Source organism: Natronosalvus sp. KLKA75, assembly GCF_059736265.1.
In genome coordinates this window covers 1,879,860-1,902,185 of record NZ_CM185522.1, presented here as the reverse complement: position 1 = coordinate 1,902,185, position 22,326 = coordinate 1,879,860, and the positions used below count along the sequence as shown (strand labels likewise).

At 62.4% G+C, this 22,326-nt stretch carries 18 protein-coding genes; 5 read left to right on the top strand and 13 right to left on the bottom strand.

The genetic code is table 11. From position 1 onward, the window contains the following. Window positions 1-15: 15 nt before the first annotated feature. Complete coding sequence (locus AC6I65_RS09200) at window positions 16-1,095, bottom strand: Gfo/Idh/MocA family protein (RefSeq protein ID WP_497901613.1); 1,080 nt, start codon at window positions 1,093-1,095, stop codon at window positions 16-18. 156 nt (window positions 1,096-1,251) lie between these two features. On the opposite strand from AC6I65_RS09200, the gene AC6I65_RS09195 reads away from it, so the two are divergent. Further along, entirely contained in the window at window positions 1,252-2,904 is a 1,653-nt protein-coding gene (locus tag AC6I65_RS09195) for a glycoside hydrolase family 3 protein (RefSeq protein ID WP_497901612.1), read from the top strand. A 390-nt stretch (window positions 2,905-3,294) separates the two neighbouring features. On the opposite strand, the gene AC6I65_RS09190 is transcribed toward AC6I65_RS09195, so the two are convergent. The 7 genes from AC6I65_RS09190 to AC6I65_RS09160 form a co-directional block, all read right to left on the bottom strand. Beyond that, entirely contained in the window at window positions 3,295-5,187 is a 1,893-nt protein-coding gene (locus AC6I65_RS09190) for an ABC transporter substrate-binding protein (protein WP_497901611.1), read from the bottom strand. Between the two features lie 232 nt (window positions 5,188-5,419). Continuing rightward, the gene (locus tag AC6I65_RS09185) at window positions 5,420-5,692 is read right to left on the bottom strand and encodes a hypothetical protein (RefSeq protein ID WP_254156394.1); all 273 of its coding nucleotides are present in this window, start codon (window positions 5,690-5,692) and stop codon (window positions 5,420-5,422) included. 85 nt (window positions 5,693-5,777) lie between these two features. Then, a complete protein-coding gene (locus tag AC6I65_RS09180; RefSeq protein ID WP_497901610.1) occupies window positions 5,778-6,905 on the bottom strand; it encodes an ABC transporter permease in 1,128 nt (375 codons plus the stop codon). After that, entirely contained in the window at window positions 6,892-7,977 is a 1,086-nt protein-coding gene (locus AC6I65_RS09175) for an ABC transporter permease (protein ID WP_497901609.1), read from the bottom strand. Before AC6I65_RS09175 ends, AC6I65_RS09180 begins: the two co-directional genes overlap by 14 nt. Window positions 7,978-8,080: 103 nt before the next feature. Continuing rightward, window positions 8,081-8,302, bottom strand: coding sequence for a hypothetical protein (locus AC6I65_RS09170; protein WP_254156391.1), 222 nt, complete (start codon window positions 8,300-8,302; stop codon window positions 8,081-8,083). 55 nt (window positions 8,303-8,357) lie between these two features. Beyond that, window positions 8,358-10,532, bottom strand: a complete 2,175-nt coding sequence (locus AC6I65_RS09165) for an ABC transporter ATP-binding protein (RefSeq protein WP_497901608.1) — start codon at window positions 10,530-10,532, stop codon at window positions 8,358-8,360. A gap of 166 nt (window positions 10,533-10,698) precedes the next feature. Then, window positions 10,699-11,850 carry a HEAT repeat domain-containing protein gene (locus AC6I65_RS09160; protein WP_497901607.1) on the bottom strand — a complete coding sequence of 384 codons (1,152 nt, stop codon included), beginning with the start codon at window positions 11,848-11,850 and terminating at the stop codon, window positions 10,699-10,701. A 195-nt stretch (window positions 11,851-12,045) separates the two neighbouring features. Here AC6I65_RS09160 and AC6I65_RS09155 point away from each other — a divergent pair, with 195 nt between their 5' ends. Continuing rightward, window positions 12,046-12,993: a dihydrodipicolinate synthase family protein gene (locus tag AC6I65_RS09155; protein ID WP_497901606.1), complete on the top strand. Its 948-nt coding sequence runs from the start codon at window positions 12,046-12,048 to the stop codon at window positions 12,991-12,993. Window positions 12,994-13,576: 583 nt separating this feature from the next. On the opposite strand, the gene AC6I65_RS09150 is transcribed toward AC6I65_RS09155, so the two are convergent. Together AC6I65_RS09150 and AC6I65_RS09145 are read right to left on the bottom strand one after the other, a co-directional pair. Further along, window positions 13,577-14,347, bottom strand: a complete 771-nt coding sequence (locus AC6I65_RS09150) for an IclR family transcriptional regulator (RefSeq protein WP_497901605.1) — start codon at window positions 14,345-14,347, stop codon at window positions 13,577-13,579. Window positions 14,348-14,613: 266 nt separating this feature from the next. Next, on the bottom strand, window positions 14,614-14,988 hold the full coding sequence (locus tag AC6I65_RS09145) for a Rid family detoxifying hydrolase (protein WP_497901604.1): 375 nt from the start codon (window positions 14,986-14,988) through the stop codon (window positions 14,614-14,616). Window positions 14,989-15,191: 203 nt separating this feature from the next. On the opposite strand from AC6I65_RS09145, the gene AC6I65_RS09140 reads away from it, so the two are divergent. Next, window positions 15,192-16,289 carry a M14 family zinc carboxypeptidase gene (locus AC6I65_RS09140; RefSeq protein ID WP_497901603.1) on the top strand — a complete coding sequence of 366 codons (1,098 nt, stop codon included), beginning with the start codon at window positions 15,192-15,194 and terminating at the stop codon, window positions 16,287-16,289. A 76-nt stretch (window positions 16,290-16,365) separates the two neighbouring features. On the opposite strand, the gene AC6I65_RS09135 is transcribed toward AC6I65_RS09140, so the two are convergent. Next, window positions 16,366-16,824, bottom strand: coding sequence for a universal stress protein (locus AC6I65_RS09135; RefSeq protein ID WP_497901602.1), 459 nt, complete (start codon window positions 16,822-16,824; stop codon window positions 16,366-16,368). Window positions 16,825-17,062: 238 nt separating this feature from the next. Here AC6I65_RS09135 and AC6I65_RS09130 point away from each other — a divergent pair, with 238 nt between their 5' ends. Further along, on the top strand, window positions 17,063-18,109 hold the full coding sequence (locus AC6I65_RS09130) for an NAD-dependent epimerase/dehydratase family protein (protein ID WP_497901601.1): 1,047 nt from the start codon (window positions 17,063-17,065) through the stop codon (window positions 18,107-18,109). A 179-nt stretch (window positions 18,110-18,288) separates the two neighbouring features. After that, a complete protein-coding gene (gene xacF, locus AC6I65_RS09125) occupies window positions 18,289-19,740 on the top strand; it encodes a 2,5-dioxovalerate dehydrogenase (RefSeq protein WP_497901600.1) in 1,452 nt (483 codons plus the stop codon). A gap of 148 nt (window positions 19,741-19,888) precedes the next feature. Here the strand turns inward: xacF and AC6I65_RS09120 are convergent, their stop codons facing one another. Continuing rightward, complete coding sequence (locus AC6I65_RS09120; protein WP_497901599.1) at window positions 19,889-20,650, bottom strand: sugar phosphate isomerase/epimerase family protein; 762 nt, start codon at window positions 20,648-20,650, stop codon at window positions 19,889-19,891. 144 nt (window positions 20,651-20,794) lie between these two features. Next, complete coding sequence (locus AC6I65_RS09115; protein WP_497901598.1) at window positions 20,795-22,267, bottom strand: arylsulfatase; 1,473 nt, start codon at window positions 22,265-22,267, stop codon at window positions 20,795-20,797. Window positions 22,268-22,326: the final 59 nt, after the last annotated feature.

Here is a 22,326-nt window from a genome sequence, read left to right as displayed (position 1 = left end):
CAGTACCCACCTGAGTCACTCGTCGTCTCGGTCGACTGGCCGCGGCGTCAGGTCGCCGTCTTCGACCATCGAGAGCAGCGGATTGTCATCGAACTCGAGCGGGAAGTCGACTCGACCGCGACGGCGGGACGATTCGTAGGCAGCGAAACTAATCTCGAGGGCCGCGAGCGCGCGATCGGCGCTCAATTCCGGCTCGCTGTCGGTTTCGAGGCCCTCGATGACGTCGACGATGGCAGCTGGAATATCCGCGAGCGGTTCGCCGGTGTCGAGTTCCTCCCACGGGTCGGTCGGGCCCGATTTGAGACGAATCTGGGCGTCGCCATCGGGGTTGAGTTCGACTTCGCCACCGGTCCCGAGGACACGGAGACTGCAGTCGATGAAATCGGCGTCGTTCCCGGTCGCTGCGACGGCGTCCACGCCGTTTCGGTAACCCCACCGGACGAACGCTTCGTTCTCGTTGTGGTGGCCGTAGCGCACGTTCTCCGTCCGATAGTCGATCTGTCCGATCACCCACTCGACGGCGGGCTCGCCGAGAACGAGGTTGCAGAGATCGATCAGATGCGTTCCGGAGTCGAAGACGTTCTTCGTCGTGAGCTCGACTCGAGTCGGGTCGCCGATGCTTCCAGCCTCGACGATATCGGCAACGCGCTGACTCGGCGTCGCGACTCGACGCTGGTGATTGAACGTCAACTGTACGCCGTTCTCCTCGCAAACCGTCTTCATTCGGCGGCTGTCGCCCGGCGTGGCGGCCATCGGCTTCTCGCAGTGGATCGCCTGCAGCGTTTCGCCGCCTTCCGCGCAGTCGACGACGATGTCCGCGTGCGTTGGGACCGGCGTACAGACGCTGGCGACGTCCGGATTCACGACCTCGAGCATTCGTTCGTGGTCCGTGAACACGTTCGCGTCGTCGATTCCGTTTCGATCGGCGAACGCACGGGCATTCTCCTCGACGATGTCCGTACACGCAACGGATACGCAGTCGGGGTGTTCGTCGTAGCCGCGGGCGTGACGATAGGCCATCGCTGCGCTCTCTCCCCACACTGGGTTATCCGGTTCCGGCCCTGTTCCGATATACGCAACCTCGTACTGGCTCATGTCAGAGACGATTGCTGGAGTGACGGGAAGTAGGTTGTGGTGACTGTCGCTCGACTGCGATTCGTGCGCTCGAGCGGCGTCTCGACCGCCGACTCACCACGTGGCACGAATGCCCGCTCCAGAAAGACCTTTGAGCCATCGCTCGAGAGAAGGCGTATGGCCGACTCACCGACGACCATCGAAGAGCTATCTTTGGAGGCGAAGGTCGGACAGTTGATTCACGCGGGAATCGGACTCGGGAACTTCGAGACCGACACCGGGTGGCCCACCGAGGAGATGAAGACGGTCCTCGAGACCGTCCGACCGGGGGCACTGCGGATCTACGGAAACCACCGGGTGACACCCCACTTCATGGCCCATTACACGAATCAGTTACAGGAGTGGGCCGCCGACGTGGACCCCGGAGTACCGCTGTTGATCTCCGCGGACTGCGAATACGGGACCGTCGACATCGTCAGACACGAGACCCGCGCCTACCCGGCGCTCATGGGACGGACGGCCGCCGGCGACCTCGACCTCGCGAAGGACGTCTCGGCGGCCATCGCCCAGGACATGCTGGGGATGGGACTCAACATGAACCACCAACCGGTCGTCGACGTCAACACCAACCCCGACAATCCCGTCATCGGCGTTCGCTCTCCTGGCACCACGCCTGAGACGGTCGCCACGTACTCGACGGCCACGCTCGAGGGAATCCACGCGGAAGACCAGGTCGCCGTCGCCAAACACTTCCCGGGCCACGGCGACACCGAACTCGACTCCCACATGGAGTTACCGCACGTCACCTACGACCGCGAGACCCTCGAACGCGTGCACCTGCGGCCGTTCGAGACGATGATCGAGGAGGGCGTCGACTGTATCATGACCTCCCACATCGTCGTCGAGTGTCTCGATCCCGAGCTTCCGGCGACGCTCTCCCCGACAATTCTCACGGACCTCCTACGGGACAACCTCGGCTTCGACGGCGTCGTCGTCACCGACGCGATGATGATGGACGCCATCGCCGACAACTACCCCGTCGGCGAGGCTGCCGTCCAGGCGATCGAAGCCGGGACCGACCTCGTCCTCACTGGGTTCGTTCCCGCCGACGCCCTTCTCGAGACGCGAGACGCGATTCTCGAGGCGGTCAAATCAGGTCGTCTCTCCGAATCTCGAATTGACGAATCCGTCGAACGCATCCTGGCACTGAAAGCCCGCTACGACGCCGGGGAGCGCCGGTACGTCGATCCGCTCGAGGCCATCGAGTCGATGGCGAGTGTCGAGCACGAATCGATCGCTCGCGAGGCCTACGAGCGGTCGTTCTCCGTTCTGGGCAACGGTGACGTCTTCCCGCTTTCGCCGGACGCGTCCGTCCTGTTGACTGGCATCAGAGGCGTCCCAGAACTGGAACCACACCTCGACGCCGCCTTCGGGGACGTTCTCACTTGCTCGCTCGCCCCCGGCGACGTTCGCACGCTCGACGATCCGAAGCCGACGATGGAACCCGAGTCGCCGGAACGATCCCTCGAAACGCTCCGGTCGGTCGCCGATGGCGTCGACGTCGCTGTCGTCACGACGTACGCCCGCGAGGCGTTCCCGGCGGACCAGCGACGGATCGTCGAGGAACTCGCGACGACGGTGCCGGTCGTCGTCGTCTCGCTCGGCCTCCCGAACGAGTACCGGGACCTGCCTGACGACGTCGCTTACGTCGCGACCTACGCACAGGACCGCCTCGGACTGCCCTCGCCGCTGCCGGACACGGCCGGGGAGGCACTCGCCGACGTACTCGCCCGGGACCCCGACGTGCTCGAGTCGCTTCCGGTGGAGTAGGGTTCACAGGGTGTCCTCCCTCGAGCGTCGACCGTCGAGGCGAACCGGCCACGAACGATCGGTTCGCATCACTTCGGGGCACGACGCGACGCTACTCGTTCCGTAATAGCGATTTTTTGCTACGCGAACGGTCGTGGTGACGTTCGCCTCGTCTCTCGAGAACGACCTCGGCTATCTACATTAGCCATCGTGCGTCCGACCATCGTTAACGGAACAGGCTCACCGGATGCGACGAAATTCGAGGGATCAAGAACGACGACTCGAGGACGGTGACGTGGAGAACGGCGACACAGGGAAGACGACGCGAGAATAGCAAATGTAGACGGCCAGTGCGACCCCGTCGACCGTTGGTCGATCGACGTGAAAATGGTGGCCGCTATCGGTCGGTCGTCACTTCGGGGAGATGTGCCCGCGCATCGCGGCGTGGAAGGCACCACGGTAGGCCTGCCAGTCCTTGTTGTCGGTTGCGAACTCCCACTTCTCGGTGTTGCCCCAGGAGCCAGACATCGGCTGGAACATATCGATTCCGGGGAGATAGAAGTTCCAGAACCAGGTGAACGTTTCGGCGATCTCTTGACTCCGTTCTTCGGTATCGGCGGTCAACCACTCCTGGAAGAGTTCGTACAGGTTGACCTCCTGGGTCGATCCCGAGAGGTCCTCCTGGCCAACTTCCTCCGGAAGCTCGACGATGATTTCCTTGCCGCTGTACGGCGAGCGTCGCTCGCCGTTCTCCAGCGCGTTCACGACGACGTCCTGCGTTCCCAGTTTGTTGCCGGCGTCGTGGGTCGGCCGGAAGTACGCGTACGGGTGAGCGATGAGCGAACCGTGGTTGAACATAGAGAGGTCGAAGTCGATGCTCTCCTCGGTGTTGTCGTTGAACGCCGTGCCCTCGAGAACGGACAGGTCCGTCTCGAAGCCGAAATTGTTGAGCTTGTCTGCCACCGTACGAGCGGGGTTAGAGGCCCACGAGGGGACGACCATCTCGAGCGAGATGGGTTCGCCTTCGTCGTCCACCCAGCTATCGCCGTCTTGCTCGTAGTCGATCGAATTGAGGAGCTCCGCTGCCCCCTCGTTGTCCGCCTCGACGGGATACTCGATGAAGTCGTCGACGTAGTCACCCATTCGCTGCTCGGTGACCGCCTCGGGAAGGCCGGTCTGTGCGGTTCGCACCGTGTTCGGCGTGGCGAAGTTCTCGGAGATGTCCTCGAGACTGAGCAAGTGGGCGATCGCTCGCCGGAACTCGACTTGCCGGATGTGTTTGGAGGCCGACCCGTTCATCATAAACTCGAGCTTCCGCATGAACGTGTTCTCGTAGGTGCCGATCGTCTCCAGGTGGTCGGGGTTCTGATCCCCGAGCCAGTTCGATAGCTGTGCGAACCCGAAGTCGAGGTCGCCGCCCATCATCTGCTGGGCGATGGCGTCGCCGGAGGCGAGCACGTACTCGAGTTCGTCGATCTCGATATTGTCGGCGTGCGGGTGGTCCTCGTACAGTTCGCAGTAGATGCCCTGATCGTCGTAATCGACGGCCTGGAACGCACCGAGACCGAGTCCATCCTCGATGAAAGTGTCCATGTCGAGCGGCATCTCCTTGCCCATGCGCTCCTCGATGCTGACCCGCTCGTCGTCGGTCGTCGCATCCTGGAGCTCTTCGGCCCACGGGCGGAACTTGTCACGGCGCCCTCGCATCATCTCACCAAGGTAGCCGCCGAGCCAGTTCCCGACGAGTTCGGGGTTCTGGGGCTCCTTGTACTCACGGACGATCGTCCCTCCGTTGTTTTCGAGGGTGAGCGCCGCGAAATCACTCGATTCCGGGTTGAGCAGGCGTGCGACTTCGCCGTACCAGTACTTGTCTTCGGCGGTCGCCGTGTCGCCGTTCCACCACGAAAACTCTTCGTTATGATGGACCGTCAGCTCCTGGCTATCGGCGTCGTACTCCCAGTCCTCGATGAGCTCGAGGGACATCGATCCGTCGGCGTAGTACCGCTGGACCGGTTCGAGGAGCAACCACGACGGGGTCCACGGGTAGCTCGGTGCCCACGTATTCCAGTTGAGTTCGGAGGGAACCGATTGCATGAACGTTCTGATCGTGGCGGTTCCACCATTGCCGTTTCCACCGTTGCCGTTTCCACCATTGCCGTTTCCACCATTGCCGTTACTCGTGTCCTCGCTGAAGCACCCGGCAACGCCACCGGTGACCATTGCTGAGGCGGCCGCCATCATCTTCCGACGAGTGAGATACTCCTCTGCGGAAGTGATAGTCTCATCTTTGTTACCTTGCGGCATACGGTGCTTACGTTGCGAACAATAGCATAAATACATTTCCATAATAAACTCTACATTATTGCTTTAGAATAACTCGTGGCCGATACGGTCCCTCGATGGCTTCGGAAAGACGACGTACCGACCGGTTATCCGTTGCGACTCGTTTCAGTGCGAGCCGATTACTCGAGAGCGAGAATTAGGATCAACGGTGGAGTGTCGACTGGCTACGTAACGTGCTGAGCTCCGTTCGAATCTACTGGCGTTGCAGCAGTTTGATCACGAGGTAGGACAGACCACCCGCGAGAACTGCCGAAATGCCGAAGACACCGAACATCGCCGCAAAAACGCCGTCGTGTTCGGTCAGCATCACGCTACTCTGGTTGACCACCTCGAGGAACACCGCCACGAGGAACAGGATAATCCCGATCAAGACGGTAGAGAGGAGGAGGGATCCCCGGAGGACTTTGAGACCCCGATATAGGTGCTCGGTCGCCTGAGCCGAATCTGTGGTCGTTTTGGTAGACATCTCGTACCAAACGTTTCACAACAGACCGATATAAATCTTGGCTCAGCACTGAAACCAGCGAGACACTGGCCTGAGAGGGGGTCCGTCAGGGTTCCTGGTCTTCGCCTCCAGTGCCGACCTTCTTCGAGTGTCGTGCCCTGATTCGGGGATTGAACACGCGGTCCATTCCCTGGGAGAAGAGGATCAATCCGAACGAGATGATGACGACCGCCATCATCGGCCAGAAAATCTGGTAGAAGTTCGCCATGTTGACCAGCGCGAACCCTTCGCTGTAGGCTGTGTCCATCATGATCCCCCAGTTCGCCGTCGTGAACGGCAACACACCGAGGAAGTACAGCGCGACGGACTCGAAGATGACGCTGCGCCCCGCCTGTGCGGCGTTGATCAGGATGTACGGCATCAACTGCGGCGTGATGTCGCGACTCAATATCGTCGTCGACGGGATGCCCATCGTTCGAGACGCCTCCACGTAGGACTCCTCCCGGAGCGTCAGCACCTGCGAGCGAAGCGCTCGAGCGAGTCCCGGCCAGGCGTCGATGGCGAGGATGACGCCGACGAGCCAGGCCTCGCGGGGCGGGTAGATCGCCGCGATGACGATGACCAGTGGGATTGCCGGCATCGTCATCACGATGTCGGTGATCGACATCAGCACGGAGTCGATCTTGCCGCCCTTGTAGCCGGCCGTGATGCCGATCAGTATCGCGAGGCCGACGGAAACGAACGCGCCCGCCACGACCATCTCGATCATGTCCGGCGTCGAGTGGATCAACTGTCGGCCGATCGGTTCGCCGTAGTTGGTCGATCCCAGGGGTGCGTTGAATTCGACCCACGGGAACGACGCGGTCGTATCGATCCAGCCGCCCTCCTCCGTGATCGCAGCGAACCCGCCGTCGAACGGCTGGTGATTCGTCGGCGCCTGGTTCGTTGCCGGCGACTCGACAATCGTCACGTCTTCCAGAACCCACCAGTTCGAGGTCGATACCTTCGCGGCGAGTCCCGTGAGCAAGAACAGCGAGATGACGAGGATGCCGATACGGGTCCGCCAGTCGCTCCAGGCGACACGGCCGGGCGTGAGCACGTACGCGTCGAGGAGCAATCCGAACCGTTCTCTCCGTGAGAGTTGCACTCTGTCGGCCTCGGCGAGTTGGCCGAATAACTGATCGTCGCTGAGCTGTTCGCCACCGTCCGTTGCCGTTTCGTCAGTATGCTTCACTCTGATCACCTGAACCTGCCCGTGGATCGACGATTCCGTACGTGAACTCCGCGATGAGGATGCCGATGAGCGTGACGATTGTGAAGAACAGGAACGATCCCATGAGCAGCGGATAGTCACGCCGCATGATCGCGTCGTAAGTGTACCAGCCGACGCCGGGGTACGTGAAGATGTACTCGAGAACGACGCTGCTCGAGAAGATGGCGGCGATGCCGATCATCATCTGGGTGTACAGCGGCAAGATCGCGTTCCGTGCGACGTACCGCGTCGCGATACGAGTCGAGCTAATCCCCCGCAACCTGGCAACGCGAAGGTAGTCCTCACCCAGAATACGCACGGAATTGCCACGCATCGCGAGCGCACCACCCCCGAAACCGACGATGAAACTCGACATTATTGGGAGCGTTCCATGGTGAACGATGCTCCACATGAACTCGGGATTGAGTCCCTCGGTGACGCCCCTGCTGTATCGTCCGCTTCCAGGGAACCAGCCGAGATCGTACGCGAAGAACGCCAGGAAGAAGAATGCGCCGACGTAGTACGGAACCGAGTTGAGGAACGTGGCGCCCACCGTGGAGTAGCTGTCGAAGCGCGACCCCTCCTTGTAGGCCATCGCCGCTCCCAGCAGGATGTTCGCGGTGTATCCGAACGCCAGGCCGTAGACGCTGATGAAGATGGACCACGGCATCGCGGCGAACAGGATGTCGAACACTGGGTCGCCGTACTGGATCGACTGGCCGAAGTCCTGGTAGATGATGACGTCCCGTAGATACTCGACGTACTGGATGTAGATGGGTTTGTCAGGGTCGAACCCCGTATGAACTCGAACCATTTGGTCGATAACCTCGGGATCTGCAGCCTGTCCTTGTCCTGCCAGCCGACGCTCGAACTCCGCGCGCATCGCGTCAGCCGGACTACCGGGCATCAGCCGAAACAGGGCGAACGTGATCGTCGTCACCGCGAAAAGCGTCACGAACGCGTGAGCAATGCGTTCCCAGTAGTAGCGTAACCCGACGAGCACGCCGAAGAGCGAGACGAGCCCGTTACGGATCCGGTCTAGATACTGTCTCATGTACTGCTATCGTGTGTCGTCCCAATACTAATATAGTTTGTCCCACCGGTGGGTTTTCGGACCGGTCGACGAGCCGACACCAACTTGCAGCGTGGCCACCGCGTTACCGACACCGGGTCAGCACGAACCCGCTCAGCAGGGAGAGGATTGACAGTCCAACGACGTTCATCACGGTGACGACGTAGGTCGGACTCCCTGGATCAGCGGCGACGAGCCACAGGACGGAGAGGCCGAGAAATCCGACCGAGAACGTGAACAGGAAGCGCCAGCCCTGCTCGTAGTCACAGAGGTGCTCGAGGAAACTTTTGTCGTATTTACCGGTCATGTGCCATACGATTCGTTGGGGCATGAAAACAGTTGCCCCGCCGTCGGGCTCGAACTCAGTGCAACTCGTCGACCGACACCGACTCGTCGTCGTACAGCGGGTCGCTCTCCCAGTACTCGTGTGTCTCGTCCTCCCGGAAACAGGCCGCAACCGAGGCGCCGTCGGTTTCGAAGAGCGCCGGTTCCTCGCGTTGGCAGACTTCGCGGGCCTCCGGACAGCGCGTGTGGAACTCACAGCCACTCGGCGGATCCGTCGGATCGGGGATGTCAATCTCTCGAACCGGCGGTTTGGTCGACTGGGCCTCCTTCGCCGCGTCCGGGTCGAGGGGCGGCGTCGCCCACCGGAGCACCTTCGTGTACGGGTGCTTCGGCTCGTGAATAATCTCCGCTGCCGGACCGATTTCGACGAGGTTACCCAGGTACATGATCCCGATTCGACCGCCGGACTTCTCGGTGAGGTACCGCGCGTTCGAGAAGTCGTGAGAGATGAACAGGTAGGAGGTATCGAACATCTCCTGGAGGTTGAGCATCAGGTCCATCATCTCCACGCGGAGCGACACGTCGAGCGCGCTGACGGCTTCGTCGGCCAGGATGAGGTCTGGGCTCATCAGGAGTGCCCGCAGGAGGACGACGCGCTGTTTCTCCCCGCCCGAGAGCTGGTGGGGGTAGCGAAGGGCGTAGTCCTCCGCCGGCTTCATGCCGACGCGCTCGAGCAGGTTGTACACCACGGTCTCCCGATCCGTGGCGTTGAGGTCCGGTCGCCATCGCTTCAACGGCGCCGAGAGGCTCGTCCGGACGGTCCGGGTGGGGTTGAGCGAGCTACCCGGGTCCTGGTGGATGATCTGCAGCGAGCGCCGAATCTCGTCGAAGTCGATCTCGCCGTTGCCGCGTCTGGCCTCCCAGATGTCCTGCCCTCGATACTCGACTGTTCCACCTGTCGGCTCCTGGAGACCGATGGCGGTCTTCCCGAGCGTCGTCTTGCCGCACCCGGACTCGCCGACGAGCGCGATGACCTCGTTCTCCTTGATGTCGAGCGAGATGTCGTCAACTGCACGGACCGTCATGTCCTTGTCGAAGAGCCGGTCGATGAACCCAGACTGGTCGAAGTGCACCTCGAGGTCGGTCAGCGAGACGACGGCGTCTTCCTCGGAGACCGTCACTTGATCTAGCTGGGCATCGACGTTCTCGGTCCCGAGCGTGTAGGGAATCGCCTCCGCCGACTGTTCCCAGTGGAAACACGTCGCCTTCTGTACGCCGTCGACGTCGTGATACCCCGGGTCCTCGTCGATACACTTCGGTGTCGAGATCGGACAGCGCGGGGCGTACGAACAACCTGCCGGCGTGTCGACCGGATCCGGACTCTCGCCTTCGATCGGGTGCATCTCCTCCAGCGGGGCGTCGACGCTCGGGACGGACTTCAGCAAGGCCCGCGTGTACGGGTGGGCCGCCTGGCGAATAATCTGCTCGCTGGGGCCGTACTCGACGAACTCGAACGCGTACATCACCGCCAGTCGATCCGCCAACCCGGCGACGAGCGGCAGGTCGTGGGTGATGAAGACGATGGTCAGATCGTACTCGTTCTGGAGCGTGTCCAGGAGGTTCATGATCGACCGCTGCATGAGCAAGTCGAGCGCGGCGGTCGGCTCGTCCATGACCAGCACCTGCGGTTCGAGGACGAGACTCAGGGCGATGAGCGCGCGCTGTTTCATGCCGCCCGAGAGCTCGTGGGGGTAGGAGTCGAGCACGCGATCCGGGTCGAGATAGAGGTCTGCGAGAAGTTGCCGGGCGTGGGCCATCTGCTCGTCCATGTCCGCCCGGTGAGCGTGGATCGTCTCCTCGAAGTGGTCCCTGATTTTCATCGTCGGGTTGAACGAGCTCATGGCCCCCTGGAACACCATCGCGATCTCTTCCCAGCGGAACTTCTCGAGCTGGTCGTCGGTCAACGAGAGGACGTCCACGGGCTCTTCGCCAGGGGGACGGTAGGTGATCTCGCCGGTGGCGACACCCGGATCGACGACCGCGTTGAGCAACGCCGACGCGAACATCGACTTGCCGCTTCCACTCTCGCCGATGATGCCGAGCATCTCGTCGCGGTGGACGTCGAAGCTGACGTTATCGAGGACGCGAGAGGTTCCCCGATCCATGTCGAACGTTACGGAGACGTCGCGTGCCTCCAGAATCGGTTCATCGGTGGCGTTTCGATACTCGAGTTCGGATTTAGACTGTGTCATTTCGTTACCATCGATCTAATTTTGGCCGTGATAAGTTGCGTGTTATCGGTGTTCACTGCGTTCGTCTTCCTGAGGTACGTGTTTGAATATGAGCTATATAAACTTTGTCTGCGTGGCAACGATGACTTCTGTTGGTTCTTCCTCAGGTGGTCGGTGACGAGGATGATTACTCGCTTCCAGGCGACCCGTCGAACCGCCCACAGACACGGGTAGCGGTCTCTCGAACCCGTTCGTCAGGGTCCGAGTCGGCGAGGTCGGCGACAGTCGACCGATCGCTCTCGGTCCCGGCGGCGCCGAGGGCAATTACCGCGTTCATCCGAACGGACGCGTCGTCGTCCGAGAGCAGGTCCCGAAGCGTCGGGCGCATCGACTCGATCGATTCCGGACGAGCCAACGCTGCGTCGGCGACCAACGCGACGCCCGCCCGCCGCCGGTCGGCGTCCGCCGACTCGAGAAACCGGGACAGGTCGCTCGCGAACGGGGCCACTGCCTCACCGACGCACTCGGGTCGGTCGGCGTCGAGGGCGACCAGTGCATCCGCCGCACGCCACGGAACTGGGTGTTTCGTGTCGGTAGCCGCCCGTTCGGCCAGCTCGGGTGCGAACGGCTCGACGGACGCCGGATACACCGTCGCGAGGTCCTCGAGCACCTCGCAGGCGCCGGCTCGAATCAGGTGGTGGTCGTCCTCGAGGAGGGAGGCGATCGACGGCGCGGCGGATCGGACGGCTGCCGGATCGTCGGCGGCGAGCAGTGTGAGCGCCGCGATCGCGTGGAGGCGCGCCTGATCGCGTCGCTCTCGTTCCGGCTGTAGTGCCGCCGCCGCGTCCGATTTACCGGGGCCGCCAAGGTCGTCTCGAGCCGACGAAGGTGTGGAAACCGGATCGTCACAGATTGCGACGAGGGCATCGACTGCAGGGGTGATCGATGCCAGCCGCACGTGTGCGAGTTTTGCGATAGCGACGATGGCCGCCTCTCGCCCGGGTTCGGCCGGATCGATGCCGATCGATCTGAGCGCAGGGACCAGCCCGTCGACGACGCCAGGATTTTCGTCGGCGAACGCGGCAGTCGTCAACGCCGCTCGCTCGCGAACGTCGGCCGCGTCGTCAGTGAGGTGGGTCTCGAGGCGGTCACCGACGTCGTCGGCGACCGATGATCGGTCCGAGGCGAGGGCCTGATAGGCCTCGAACGCAGCCCGGCGGGCCTCCCTGGATTCGGACACGAGGAGGTCGGTGAGTTCGTCGACGTCGACCGCCTCCGGGTTCGACTCAACGACGGTACGAACCGCCTCGGCACGCTCCCGGCGATTTTTCGACGACATGGTACGCAATTACGGCCATCTCGACTTATAATTGCTGCTCGGAACGCGGGCGAGGTGCCACCGTGCCAACGGCCCCGACGGGCGCGCGCTCGAGTGCGCAATACCCGTCCGAAGGCGTGCCACTGCGGGATCCGTACGCTTCGAAAGTCGATCTGACCGGAACAATAATGAATGGGAGTTTCTAATACGTCTGCTATGGCGACCGCATACGGTGACTTACGCGAAAGTCTGCAAAGCGTAGCGTTCACGACACCGACGCCGTTTAGCGCCGACCGTGATCGAGTACTCCACGAGAAAATCGAGCAGAACGCTCGAACGCTCTACGACGCCGGGGCTCGAACGTTCATCCCCTGTGGAAACACGGGCGAGTACTACTCGCTCTCCCAAAACGAACGAATTAACGTGATCCAATCGACGGTCGACGCCCTCCCCGACGACGCGACGGTCGTCGGTGGCGTCGGCGGCAGCGCGAAGAACGCTGTCGAACTGATCGAGGCGTACGAAGCGGCCGGAGTCGACGCCGTCATGGTCATGTACCCGAGACACACCTACATCCACGAGCAGGGGTTGATCGAGTACTACCGCACGCTCACCGCGGCCACGGACCTCGGAATCGTCCTGTACAAACGTGGCGACCTGCTCAGCGAGACGGTGCTCGACGAACTCTCGACGATCGACAACGTCGTCGCCGTGAAGTACGCCGTCAACGACGTCAAGTTGTTCTCCCGGCTGGTCCAGACGGTCTCGGGAGATGTCGAGTGGCTCAACGGCGTGGCCGAGCGATACGCACTCGCGTACGCCATCGAAGGTGCCGACGGATTCACCACCGGAATCGGGAACTTCGTCCCGAAACCAGTTCTGGCGCTCGACGAGGCGCTCTCGGCCGGCGACTGGGCTCGCGCCAGACAGCTCAAGGACGCGCTTCGACCGTTCGAAGATTTTAGGGAAGAACACGGCGGCGGGTCCGCGTTCAGTTCGGCGAAGAACGTGCCAGTGGTGAAGTACGGACAGGAGTTACAGGGAATGGCCGGCGGTCCCGTCCGCGAACCCCTCGTCGAACTCTCGAGCGACGACCGCAATCGCGTCGAACGCTACCTCGAGCGACTCGAGAGCCAGAACGAGTCGACCTCTCTCGAGGCGTAACTCGAGCGAAGGGCTGTACAGTACGGCAGGGTAGGTCCCTGGAGCACTCGTTCGCTGACCGCCCGCGGATCGATAGCCGCTGAACAGACAGGTGGTCGCACCATCCGGTCGTTCTGTGTGTCGTTTCGCGAGGACACTGGGTCAAACGTGCGTTCCCCGCCCCGTAAGATTGTTCCTCGATACCGAACGAAACGAACCTATCCTGGCTCTCTTGGCTCTTTACGGTAGATACCCCAGTCGAACCCCACGAACCCGATCCGCTCTTCGATCGGCCTGAGATAGCACACTGAAAGGTACTCGAGGTGACGATGTCGGCCTCGAATTGGATCGAACGTACCGAAAGTACCTCACTGTTCTCTCATACCGAACATACATACCTTTGTGGGGAACAAAAATTGTAGATGGCGTTCCGATTAGCGTCGTCGGCCCGGTAGAGGCGAGAACGTTACATACCTAAGTTAGTAACGGGTGTGGTACCGTCTCGCAATAGTGGCTCCCGGAGTATGGCGCGATCCATCGTTCGAGCAGACGAGAGTCAGGCGGACACAACCCAAATACCGGACGGTCCGACAATGAGGGGCGATTACGAATAGGTCACGTTGATTTCGATGACGCGAGCGGTATCCCGTACCAGTTCCGGGAGCGTCGATCGGAAAGTTTCGTCGTCGATTCGCTTCTTCGGACCGGAGACGCTGATCGAACCCAGCACCGCTTCGTCCGATTTGATCGGGGCGGCGACACACCGCAGCCCTTCGATGCGTTCGCCATCATCGAACGCGAAGCCACGCTCCCGGATATCCTCGAGTCTAGCCGTGAGTGCTCCTCGATCGGTGACCGTATTCGGGGTCACTTCGGGGAGTCCGTACTCGTCGAGGATGGCCTCCCGCCGCGATTCGTCAAGGTAGGCGAGAATCGCTTTACCGACCGCGGTCGAGTGCAAGTACACGTGCGTTCCCACGTGAGAGTCCGTGGTGACCGCCTGCTTCGACCGAGCTTGATAGAGGTAGACACCTTTTCCACCCTCTTCGACGACGATCTTGGCCGTTTCCCCCGTCTCTCTTGCGAGTTCGTCTACTTCGTCTTTCGCCATCCGGTAGAGGGGATGTTTGACCCTGGCGTGACCGCCCAGCTGGAGGGCTCGAAGGCCGACGGTGTAGAACCCGTCCTCGTTGACCAGGTATCCCTCGCTCGTCAGCGTCCGCAGGTGGCTGTGAATCGTGCTCTTCGACCGATCGAAGTGGGTGGCGAGTTCGGTCACGCCGGCCCCGTCTCGGCGACGAATCTCGTCCAGGATCTCGAGCGAAAGGTGCGTCGCTTGCACCTGGCCGCCGGGGGGGAGAGCTTCTTGGTTCATAACGGGGAATGGGACTCGATCACAATAAACGTTCCTTACTGCCGAACACTTTCCGCGACGTTTCATCATCTCAAACCCGATGTGTGCGAAACAGGGTCATTCCAGGCTCGAGAACTGTTCGCCGGGAAGTCCGTCGTGTCTGGCTCCGTATTTGACGGGGTGAACGGACGATAATGGAGTCGACGTCACCGCTGGAATTGCGGTCCATCGATGCGACCGGGACCGTCGTCTCGTCTCGGCTACCCTCGAGTCGACGGTGGTGAGCGCTACAACGCCGCGACGACTTCGATTTCGACGCCGATGTCGATCGGGAGCTCGGACACCTCGACCGCACACCGCGCCGGGAACGGTTCGGACATGTACTCGGCGTACACCTCGTTGACCGCGTCGTAGTTGTCCATGTCGGTGACGTACACGTTGGCCTTGATCACGTTGTCGAGCGACGTCCCTGCTGCCTCGAGGATGGCGCCGATGTTCTCGAGGGTCTGGGCCGTCTGGTCCTGGATGTCGTCGACCTCGACTTCCCTCGATTCGGGGTTCGCTGGCCCCTGACCGGAGACGTAGACCGTGTCGCCGTGGACCATCGCTTGTGAGTACGGGCCGATACTGGCGGGCGCATCGTCGGTACTGATCTCTTCCATACGCTCTCGCAGACGGAGGCCCGAGGAATAAATCCTCCTACTCGCCTCTCGCCTCTCGCCCCGAGGGCCAGTCGGTCCCCGCGCTACTCGCCGACACCGCTGACGGGTACGCTCCTGGAAGCGACGGCTACTGGTAGTCCTCACCTCGCCGACGTTCACGTGAGCCGAAGAGTTAAGCCGCATCGATCCATCGAACCAGAGCGATGACGAAGGCCAGCGTCGACACCATGACGTACGAAGAGGCCGTCGACCGAATCCCCGACGACCCCGTTCCCGAGTTCTGGGTCGGAAACCTCGAGGCGCTCGAGGATCAGTTGCGGTCGCTCGAGCGCGGGTCGATCGCGGAACTCCCCGATTCGGCCGGCGGTCGACCGATTCAGCTGGTCACCTACGGGGCGTTCGAGGAACCCGAGTCGCGGGCGAACTTCAATTCGGCCGTCGCCTCCCGGGATCCGACGAACTACGCTGACAGAGAGCGGCGCGAAAAGCCCGTCGTCTGCTTCGTCGGTCCCGTTCACGGCCACGAGGTCGAGGGGCTGACCGGACTCTGTAACCTGCTGTCGATCCTCGAGACGGGCCGGGACCTGCGGGGACGAGCACAGCCGACCCTCCACAAGCTCGCCGACGAGTGTCGGGTCATGATCCTCCCGTGTGGGAACCCCGACGGACTCGCTCGATTCGAACCGGACTCGTTACAGGGGCTCACGCTGGCTGACCTCGAGTTCTGGGGGCAGGGAACGTGGGCCGACGACCGCCTCATCGGGTGGCCCGACGCGAAACGACAACACCCGATGACCGGCGACGACGTCGGCTTCCTTGGGTGTTACTTCAACGACGACGGGGTCAACCCGATGCACGACGAACCCTTCGCCCCGATGGGGGTCGAAGCACCGGCGATTCTCGACGTCGTTCGCCAGGAAGCGCCGGACGTGACGGTGTCGCTCCACAGCCACGGCTACCCGCCGACGCTACACCGGCCGCAGTTCGTTCCCCTGCACAAACAGTCGGATTCCCGATCGATTCACCGGACGTACAATACGCTCCTCGCGGACCTCGACGTTCCCCGACTGTACCTCCACGACGTCACTGGTGAATCCGGGCGTCCGGGGCCGTACTTCAATCTCGTGAGCGCAGCGTATCACGCCAGCGGCACGACCGGCGTACTCCACGAGTGTCCCCACGGCCTCTCCGGTGACGACGTGTTTCAGATTAGCCACGAGGGCATCCTGGACCTGCAACTCGCCCTCTACGAGGCGGTCCTTCGGCACGCGGTCGAACCGGCCGAACCAGCTGAATCGTAGGCGTTAACGGGCATTATCGAGGGTCTCGAGGCCGGGAACGCCGATTCCGGGAACTGGACGGCGTGTCCCGCTGGCGTCACTCAGCCATCGTGACGACGTAGCCGTCGAAGTTGAGGATGACCGACTGGGCCGTGTCCCCGAACAGCGCCTTTCCGGTCGGGCTTCGTTTGCGTCCCAGGAGGAAGACGTAATCGCAGTCGTTCGCCGCCGCGACGTCGAGAATCGCGTCGGCCCGGTCACCGTCGTCTTCCACGTACTTCCCGACCGCTTCCGTCTCGAGAGCGAGGTCGGAGAGGAGGTCGTTGATCGCAGTCTGGGCGACTTTTTCCGCGTATTCTCCGGGATTCGGCTCGAAACCCGACCGTTCAATCTGATCGATGGTTCCGAGTACGTCGACGTCCTTCTCGTACTCCGATTCGGTTACGACGGTCAAGACGAGCAACGGCGCGTCGGCCGCAGCCGCGAGTTCGCCGGCCTCACGAATGACCTCGACGACTGCGTCGCTCGAGTCCGTCACCACGAGTGGTCGTTCCATGCGGTCACATTGCCCATTACGTACTAATCACTTGTGGCGGGGACGAAACATGTTTGGTCCTCGGTCGCGCTCGAGACGTCATTGGCCACTCTGCTAGTGTTAGTTCTCTGCCAATCTGTACAGCAGTACTGGGCGTTCGTGGTTAGACGTGACGCGACCCCTGTCCAGGTGGTCGGTAAGTTTATGGTCGAACTCGCGGTTTCTCTGGACGAAGCGAGACCCACTGACACACAGAGTTATGAGTAACGGAAATTCGATTTCATCGACGATAACGAGTGAAGCACAGCTAGAGGACCTCCTCTCCGAACCATACCCCGAGGACGTCGAATTCGCGGAACGACTCGAGGGCGATATTATGGTTCTCGGTGCGGGCGGGAAAATGGGACCGACGCTCATCAGGCGAATGCTCAGAGCGATCGGGGAGGCGGGATCCGATTCGACCGTGTACGCCGTCTCACGGTACTCCGATTCCGCTGTCGAGGAGAGACTCCAGTCGTGGGGCGCCGAGACGATTCGGGCGGACCTCCTCGAGGAGGGCGCGCTCGAGTCGCTTCCGGACTGCGAGAACGTCATCTACCTGGTCGGCATGAAGTTCGGGACGACCGGCCAGGAGCCCAAAACCTGGGCGATCAACGCCTACCTCCCCGGCCGTGTCGCGAGCCGGTACGCGGATTCGCGGATCACCGCGCTCTCGACCGGCAACGTCTACCCGCCAGTGCCGGTCGACTCCGGCGGCTCGGTCGAGACGGACGAGACGGGGCCGGTGGGCGAGTACGCCCAGTCGTGTCTGGGTCGCGAACGCGTCTTTCAGCACTTCTCGAAGGAAAATGGGACGCCCACGTGTCTATTGCGATTGAACTACGCCGTCGAACTACGCTACGGCGTCTTGCTCGACCTCGCGAAGCGAGTGTACGCCGAAGACCCGGTTCCGCTCGAGATGGGCCACGTCAACGTCATCTGGCAGGGTGACGCCAACTCGGCATGTTTCCGCTCCCTGGAACTGGCCGATTCCCCCGCAGAAATCCTGAACGTCACCGGGCCGAACGTCCTCTCAGTGCGCGACCTCGCCGAACAGTTCGCCGACGAGTTCGGCTGCGACGTGACGTTCGAAGGCGAAGAGAAGGAGACGGCGCTTCTCAACGACGCGAGTCGATGTCAGGAGCGGTTCGCGGTTCCGAAGATGCCGGTTGACGACGTCGTCGAACTCGTCGCCTCGTGGGTCGAACAGGACGGTCCCACCCTCGGCAAACCCACGAAGTTCCACGTCCGGGACGGCGAGTTCTGATCCTGACGCCGTCGTATCGGCTTTGGTTACCAATTCGACCACCGTCTCGAGGATTCGAACTGGAAGACCGCCCCCGATTCGAGTCCAAAAATGGCTGCCTCGAGTGAAACAACTCACCACTCCGCAATACTCTCGAGCACCGAAAACGTGTAGTCGTTCGCGTCGGTACTGACGAGTGGATGGCCGACACCTATCTGAACTTCGTCGACGGGACGTGGACCGAAGCGTCTACCAGCGAAACGTTCGAGAACACGAATCCAGCCGACGTGAACGACACGATCGGCGTCTTCCAACGATCGGACGTTGAAGACGCCGAACGAGCGGTTGAGGCGGCCAACGCGGCCAAAGACGAGTGGGCAGCTACGCCGGGCCCCGAGCGCGGGCGCGTCCTCCGAGAGACGTCGACACGGCTCGCAGACCGCAAGGACGAGGCGACGACGGCGCTCGTCAGGGAAGAAGGAAAGACCGAACCAGAGGCAGCGGGCGAGGTCCAGCGAGCGATCGACATCTTCGCCTACTACGGCGAGAAGGCCGCCGATATCGGCGGCACGGTGAAGTCCTCGAGTAGCCAGGACACCCGCCTGTACACGGTCGACGAACCGCTGGGCGTTGCGGCGTTGATCACGCCGTGGAACTACCCAATCGCGATCCCGGCCTGGAAACTCGCGCCCGCGCTGGCCGCCGGCAACGCTGTCGTCTTCAAACCCGCCTCGCTCGCTCCCAACGTCGCGAGGATCCTCGTCGAGTGTCTCGAGGACGCCGGACTGCCGGACGGCGTCGTCAACTACGTCACCGGCCCCGGGAGCGCGGTCGGGTCGACGTTCGCGACCCACGAGGACGTCGACGCCGTCTCGTTCACCGGTAGCGCGAAAGTCGGAGACACGGTGCATCAGCAGGCGACCGAGGACCAGAAGCGCGTCCAGCTCGAGATGGGCGGCAAGAACCCGGTCGTCGTCACCGCCAGTGCCGGCGTCGAGGAGGCTGCCGACATCGCCGCCGGCGGCGCGTTCGGAGTAACCGGTCAGGCCTGTACCGCGACCTCACGGGCGATCGTTCACGAGTCGCTCTACGACGAGTTCGTGGATGCCGTGGTCGACCGCGCGGAATCGCTGACGGTCGGCGACGGGCTCGACGGCGCGGACGTCGGACCGCACGTGAGCGAGAGCGAACTCGAGAGCACCCTCGAGTACGTCGACGTCGGGACGAGAGAGGGTGCGACCCTCGAAACGGGCGGGGAGCGACTCTCCGAGGGCGATCACGCGAACGGCTACTACGTCGAGCCGACGGTGTTCTCCGACGTCGCACCCGAGATGCGAATCGCCCAGGAGGAGATTTTCGGCCCCGTTCTCGGCATAATCCCGGCGGCGACGTACGACGAGGCCGTCGAAATCGCCAACGACGTCGAGTACGGCCTGTCCGCCAGTATCGTCACGAACGATCTCCGCGAGTCGAACCAGTTCGTCGACGACGTCGAGGCGGGCGTCGTCAAGGTGAACCAGCAGACGACCGGGCTGGAACTCCACGTGCCCTTCGGCGGCATGAAAGCGTCCTCGAGCGAAACCTATCGCGAGCAGGGAGACGCCGGTCTCGACTTCTTCACCATCAGCAAGACGGTGTACGTGGGCTACTGAGGGCTGTAAACCGATCACACTCCTCGAACGACTGATCTCCTCGTCGTTCGTTTGGACGAGTCTCACTCTCTCGAGACTCGTCTCAGCGAGGAGGTACACGCAATCCAGTGGAACGCTCCGATCAGCAGCCGTCATCAACGGTCTCTGCTCAAGTGCGACTGTTCGCAAACGCGGCGCTTCCACGTTCGAGCGACGCGAGGGGCTCCTCGGTGAGGCCGTTCTCGCAGATGAGCCACTCGGTGCCCGCCGACGCCACTGCTGACGCGCAAGCGTCGACGTCTACGGCACCGTCCCCGACGTCGACGTGAAGGAGGGACTCGTCCCCTGGTACCGTGTCCGTGAGGTGAACGAGCGGCGCGTTCCCCGCCGTAAGCTCGAGCAACTCGAGGGGGTCGTAGCCAGCGTGCGCCGCGAGGCCGACGTCCGGTTCGAATCCGAAGCGCCCGTCGGCGTAGTCGACGAACCGCTCGAAGGCGACCCTCCCGTCGACGACGTCGAACTCGAACGTGTGATTGTGATAGAGCAGGTCGAGGTCGTGCGCCTCGAGTTCGTCGGCGACGTCGGCGAGGTGATCCGCGGCCGCTTCGATTCCCTCGACCGACTGGAAGGCACTTGCGTCGTACGACGGAACGACGACCCTGGAAACGCCGACCGACTTGCACACGTTCACGACGTCGTCGAACTCGTCTTCGATCCGGTCGACGCCTACGTGTGCACCGGCGACGACGAGGTCCGTCTCGGCAATTGCGTCCACCGTTCGCTCGAGCACCGATTCGTCCGCGAAGGAGTCGAAGTGAGCGTCGTAGAGTTCGACGCCCTCGAAGGTGGTGTCAGCCACGCGCGCGAACGTCTCCCAGATCGGTTCCTCGAAGCCTCGCAACGTATACAGCTGTATCGCTGTGCGTACCATACGCCGAAGATATCGAGGCGGGGTAAAAATACTATACCACGGGCCCACTTCTGTCGGTAGTTGACTACGAGGAGCGCACCACACTCGCGTGTTCGAAGTAACGGCAAGGTCGCCGCTGCTTCCGTTCGAGGCGTGAGTCGACAATTAGCTGTCCGAACTACAGTCGTCCGGATCCCCGATATCACCTGGCCCGGCATTCGTCGGGACGAGTTCCCCGTCCTCGACGAATCCCTCCGGTCTACCCGCAAGCCGGTCGATCATCGCGATTCGGGCGCGCTCGAGATCGCTCGCGTGTCCGGCCTCGCTCGAGAGGTCGTGCTCCTCGCCTGGATCGTGTGCGAGGTCGAAGAGCAGTTCGCTGTCGGTTACGGGATTCCAGACGTACTTGAATCGACCGTCGATCAGGTACTGGGTGCCGTTCTCCGGATCGTAGCTCCCGGCGGCGTGCTCGCCGTGGTACCACTCCCGCCAGTCCCCCCGGTCGGGGTCGCGAACGAGGTCGAGCAAATTTCGTCCCTCGACAGCGTCCGGAACGTCGACGCCGGCGACCGACAGGAGCGTCGGCATCACGTCCTCGAGTCCCACGGGTCGGTCGATGAGCTGCTCTTGTGGGAGTCCCATCGAGTCGGGGAACCGCAGCAGGAGTGGGACGCGAGCCGACCCTTCGTAGGCGTAGGTCTTTCGCCACATATGGTGGTCACCGAGCATCTCACCGTGATCGGAGCAGAAGACGACGAACGTGTTCTCGCGTTCGCCGATCAGGCGGAGTTTTTCGAAGACGCGTTTGATCTGATGATCGATGTGGGTGATGAGACCGTAGTAAGCCGCCCGCGCTCGGTGAACGACCGTCGGCGGCAGATCGGCGACCCAGGCGCTGATCCCCGGATAGTCGGGTATCTTCTCGCCGTGTTCGTCGTCGATCCAGTCGCCCATGTACGGCTCCGGGGTGTCGCGGTCGACGTACATGTCCCAGTACACCTGCGGCGGGTCGAACGGTGTGTGCGGACGGACGTAGGACAGGTTGAGGAAGAACGGGCGGGTGTCGTCCCGCTGATCGAGGAATTCGATCGCTCGTCTGGTCGTCCAGTTCGTCGGATGCTGGTACTCCTCGAGGTGCCACGGCCGCGAATCCCAGGAGTTTCGCCCGAGTCCGTGGGAAAGCTCGTCGCACTGGCCGTCGGTCTCTTGCTCGAGCCAGCGAGCGTAGTCGTCGTCCGGGTGGGCGTGGAGCGCCTCGTGCTGGTCCATGCTCTCGAAGCTGACGTGATTGCGAATCGGGAGCGAGTGGAGCTTGCCGGTGAGCTTGGTCTGGTAGCCCGCGTCGCGAAGCTCCTGCGGGAGCGTGTGCTCGAACTCCCACGGCGTCGTCACCCACCCGGGCGCGCCGTTGGTGTACGGCGTCTGTCCGGTAAGCAATGATCGGCGTGCGGGGATACACGATGGAGCGGGCGTATACGCCCGGGTAAACATCGCCCCCTTCCGAACGAGACTGTCGATGTTCGGCGTGTAGACGAGCGATCGGCCGTCGGCATCGGTCGGCGCGTGCGGATCCGCACCGATGCAGTCGCCTCGATGCTGATCGGTAACGATACACAGGATGTTCGGCCGTTCTGACATACTGTACCGCAGTGACGATGGCGACATAAGTTTACGCCTCCTTCAGACCTTTCCCGGCG